Source organism: Streptomyces sp. 13-12-16, assembly GCF_002114215.1.
Classification (GTDB): Bacteria; Actinomycetota; Actinomycetes; order Streptomycetales; family Streptomycetaceae; genus Streptomyces.
In genome coordinates, this window is the sequence record NZ_NCTE01001307.1 from 674 (window position 1) to 4,913 (window position 4,240).

The following is a 4,240-nucleotide window of genomic DNA, read 5'->3' on the forward strand; positions in this document are numbered from 1 at the left end:
ACCATAACCCCGGACGAGGTCTCCTCCTACACCATCGTGTGGGAACTGCGCTTCCCGCGTGCCGTGCTCGCCGCGGTGGTCGGTGCCGGTCTGGCGTCCGTCGGCGTCGCCGTCCAGGCCATGGTCCGCAACGCGCTCGCGGATCCGTTCGTCCTCGGCATCTCCTCCGGCGCGGGCGTCGGAGCCAACGCCGTGCTCATCTTCGGCGCCTTCGGCGCTCTCGGTGTCTGGGCGCTGTCCACGGCGGCGTTCGTCTCCGCGCTCGCGGCCATGACGCTGGTGTACGCGATCGCCCGGACCCCGCGGGGGCTGACACCGCTCCGTCTCGTGCTGACCGGCACCGCGATGTACTACGGCTTCTCGGCCGTGACCACGTTCATGGTGTTCGCCGCCGAGCGCGGTGAGGCGGCCCGGTCCGCGGTGATGTGGTTGCTCGGCAGTCTGGGCGGCGCGAGCTGGACCTCCGTACCGATCGCCGCGGGCGCGGTGCTCGGCGGCCTCGTCCACCTCGGCTGGTCGGCCCGGCGCCTGAACGCCCTGGCGATGGGCGACGAGACCGCTGCCGCTCTGGGCGTGGACCCCGGGCGGCTGCGCAAGGAACTCTTCCTGACGACCGCCGCCGTCACCGGGGCGGTGGTCGCGGTCAGCGGGGCCATCGGCTTCGTGGGCCTGATGGTTCCGCACGCCGCCCGGATGCTGGTCGGGGCGGACCACCGCCGGCTGCTGGCCGTCGCTCCCCTGGCCGGCGCCGTGCTGCTGATCTGGGTCGACATCCTGTCGCGCGTGGTGCTCGCACCGGCCGAACTGCCGCTGGGCGTCCTGACGGCGGCGATCGGCGTGCCCTGCTTCGTCCTGCTCATGCGCCGCCGTACCTACACCTTCGGAGGTGTGTGATGGAGGTCGACATCGACACGGTGACCGTGGAGATCTCCGGTACGCGGCTGGTGGAGGACGTATCACTGCGGGCGGGCAGCGGACAGTTCGTGGGACTCGTCGGGCCCAACGGCAGCGGCAAGTCGACCCTGTTGCGGTGTGTCTACCGGGCCCTGCGTCCCACGGCCGGTGCGGTACGTCTCGACGGCGACGACCTGCTGGCCATGAACCCGCGCGACAGCGCACGCCGGCTCGCCGCCCTTCCCCAGGAAGCGGTCGCGGAGTTCGACTTCACGGTGGCCGAGGTCGTGGCCATGGGCAGGCTGCCGCACCAGGGGGCGGTGGCCCGCGAGAGCGACGAGGACCGGCGCGCGTGTGCCGCCGCGCTGACGGGGGTCGGCGCCGGCCATCTGGCCGACCGGGGCTTCCTCACGCTCTCCGGCGGCGAGCGGCAACGGGTCCTGATCGCCCGCGCGCTCGCCCAGCGGCCCCGGGTCCTGGTGCTGGACGAGCCCACCAACCACCTGGACATCGCCCAGCAGCTGGAGATCCTGTCCCTGGTCCGGGCCGGCGGGCCGACCGTGCTCACCGCGCTGCACGACCTCAACCTCGCCGCGCTCCACTGCGACCTCCTCCACGTCATCGACGGCGGGCGGATCGTCGCCTCCGGCGCACCCCACGACGTCCTCACGCCGGTGCTGCTGGCCGACGTCTTCGGCGTCCGTGCGCACCGCGTCCTCCATCCCGGAACGGGCGCCGTCCAGCTGCTCTTCGACCGTCTTCCCTCCCGGTAGTCCCCTCCCGGTCCACCCTCGAAGGAGTCACCACCCCATGCCGCACCGCGCGCGCCCCGCCGTCCTCGCACTCGTTCTGGCCTTCGCCGTCACCGGCTGCGGGGCGAGCGTCCCGTCGGAGGAGGGGAAAGGAGACGGCGCCCGGGCGTCCGGCGGCCACTATCCGGTCACCGTCGAGAACTGCGGCGAACGGAGAACGTTCGAGAGGGCCCCGCGGCGCGTGGTCACCAACGACGTGGGGATCACCGAGATCATGTTCGCGCTCGGTCTCGCGGACCACATGGCGGGATACGTCATGCCCGACGACAAGGGCGACCTCTCGAAGGTGCCGTGGAAGGACGGCTACCGGAAGACCACGTGGCTCTCGAAGGACCGGATCAACAAGGAGCTGGTCCTGGACGCCCGTGCCGACCTGGTCTTCGCGGGCTGGAACTACGGCTTCGACGAGGGCGAGGGCTTCACGCCCGCCGCGCTGCGACGCCTGGGCGTCGACTCGTACCTGCTCAGTGAGTCGTGCCGCAACGGACGGGGCAAGGCCCGCGGTGTGATGCCACCGCTCGACGCGCTGTACACGGACCTGCGGAACCTGGGGAAGGTGTTCGACGTCGAGGACAGGGCCGAGACGCTCATCGCGTCGTTCCGTGAACAGGTGGCCGAAGCGCAGGACGAGGCTCCGGAGGGTTCCGGCCGGCCGCGGGTGTTCCTCTACGACAGCGGCGAGGACAAGCCGCTCACGTCCGGCGCCTACGCGGGGCCCCACGACATCATCACCAAGGCCGGCGGTGACCACGTCATGAAGGACCTGGAGGACAGCTGGACCACCGTGGGCTGGGAGACGGTCGTCGCCCGTGACCCCGAGGTCATCGTGATCAACGACTACGGGGACACCACCGCGGAACAGAAGCGGAGGTTCCTCAAGTCCTACAAGCCGCTCGCGAACGTCTCCGCCGTCAAGAACGACCGGATCGTCACGCTCGACTACGTCGACCTCGTCGAGAGCCCGCGCAACCCCGCGGCCGTCAGCTCCCTCGCGGCCGCCCTGAGACGCCTCGGCTCCTGAGGTCCCGGGGACGTCGGCGAACCCCTCGCCCGGGTCCCCGATCCGGGGGATCCCGTACCGTCCTCCCGGCCGGCGGCGTGTCATGGTGGTGGTCATGGCGGCTGAAGTGGATGTGGCCGTGCTGGTCGGACTGCAGGCTTCCGGAAAGTCCACGTTCTACGCACGGTGCCTGGCCGACCGGTACGCGCTGGTGAGCAAGGACCTCTTCCCGCGGGGAGCCAGGCACAAGCAGCAGCGGCAGATGCGGCTGCTGGCGGAGCACCTCGCGGCCGGGAGGCCGGTGGTGGTGGACAACACCAATCCGTCACCCCAGGAGTGGCACCCGCTGGTGGAAGCGGCGCACTCGTTCGGTGCCACGGCCACGGCCTACTGGTTCCCTCCCGACGTGGCCGGCTCGCTGCGCCGCAACTCCGCCCGCGCGGGCCGCGAGCGCGTTCCGGACGTCGGAGTCCTGGCCACGATGAAGCGCCTGCGCAGACCGTCACCGGAGGACGGGTTCGACGAGGTGCGCGAGGTGCGGTTCGACGGCCGCGGCGGCTTCGAGGTGCACAGGTGAACGGCGTGCGGCCGCGGCCCGGGGAGAGGCGACGTCCGTGGCCCCGGGCGGGCCGGAACACCCGCCGGACGGAAGGGAGGACCGGGGCGCACCTCACGGAACGACCCCCTCACCGGCACGCCGCGGAGGGAGCGCCCAGGGAGCCGGTGGGGGCGGTCCGTGAGCCGGCCGGCGGGACCGGCGTGCCCGGCCCCGCGGCCGCCAGGTGGTGACCAGGGCGGCTGCCAGGAGCAGTTCGGCGATGTCGCCGCCGTAGTACATGATCTCGGCGCCCGCCCGGACCTGGTCCACGGGGGCGTGGATGTGCACCCCGAAACCGCCGTACATCAGCTGCGCGATCACCGCGTGCGCCGTGATGGCGACGCCGAGGCAGACCAGCCGAGCGGGTACGCCCGGTCGCGACGGGGCGGGGTCGGGGCCGGCGATGGCGTGGGCGAACAGGCAGCCGGAGAGCAGGAAGTGCGCGTGCAGCAGCCAGTGGGCCGCGGGGCCGCCCGTGGCCGCGCTGTGGAGGGGGGTGAAGTAGAGCACGGCGAGGCCGCCCGTGGACAGCGCCGTCGCGACCACGGGACGGGTGAGGACGCGGACGGGCGGGCTGTGCAGGACGGCGGTCAGCCGCCGTGCCCGGGCCGTGGGCAGGGTGCGCAGCAGGAGGGTGACGGGGGCGGCCAGGACGAGCGCGAGAGGCGCGTACATGCCGATGAGCATGTGCTGGGTCATGTGGCCGCGGAAGTCCCCGTGCGCGAAGGGGGCCACGGGCGGCAGCAGTGCCACGCCGAGCAGGGCGGCGCCGGTCAGGAACCACGCCGTCCGCCACCGGCTCCAGCCCAGGACGGGGTTGCGGTGCCGGGCCCGGCGGGCGAGCGACAGGTAGGCGCCGGCGGCGGCCGGCAGGACGAGCGCGGGCAGCAGCCACTCCAGGACGTCGCCGCCCGCGGTGTGCTCGTGCGCGGGCAT

Annotated in this window: 5 protein-coding genes; 4 read left to right on the forward strand and 1 reads right to left on the reverse strand. The window is 72.7% G+C overall.

Annotated elements, in window-relative coordinates:
• Positions 1-3 precede the first annotated feature (3 nt).
• The 4 genes from B7767_RS40280 to B7767_RS40295 all read left to right on the forward strand — a co-directional run bounded on the left by B7767_RS40280 (position 4) and on the right by B7767_RS40295 (position 3,283).
• Positions 4-894: an iron ABC transporter permease gene (locus B7767_RS40280; RefSeq protein ID WP_107486619.1), complete on the forward strand. Its 891-nt coding sequence runs from the start codon at positions 4-6 to the stop codon at positions 892-894.
• Positions 894-1,667: an ABC transporter ATP-binding protein gene (locus tag B7767_RS40285; RefSeq protein ID WP_085576246.1), complete on the forward strand. Its 774-nt coding sequence runs from the start codon at positions 894-896 to the stop codon at positions 1,665-1,667. Before B7767_RS40280 ends, B7767_RS40285 begins: the two co-directional genes overlap by 1 nt.
• A gap of 37 nt (positions 1,668-1,704) precedes the next feature.
• Positions 1,705-2,727 carry an ABC transporter substrate-binding protein gene (locus B7767_RS40290; protein WP_085576247.1) on the forward strand — a complete coding sequence of 341 codons (1,023 nt, stop codon included), beginning with the start codon at positions 1,705-1,707 and terminating at the stop codon, positions 2,725-2,727.
• 94 nt (positions 2,728-2,821) lie between these two features.
• Positions 2,822-3,283, forward strand: a complete 462-nt coding sequence (locus B7767_RS40295; protein WP_085576249.1) for an ATP-binding protein — start codon at positions 2,822-2,824, stop codon at positions 3,281-3,283.
• A 93-nt stretch (positions 3,284-3,376) separates the two neighbouring features.
• On the opposite strand, the gene B7767_RS40300 is transcribed toward B7767_RS40295, so the two are convergent.
• The gene (locus B7767_RS40300) at positions 3,377-4,240 is read right to left on the reverse strand and encodes a cytochrome c oxidase assembly protein (protein ID WP_085576248.1); all 864 of its coding nucleotides are present in this window, start codon (positions 4,238-4,240) and stop codon (positions 3,377-3,379) included.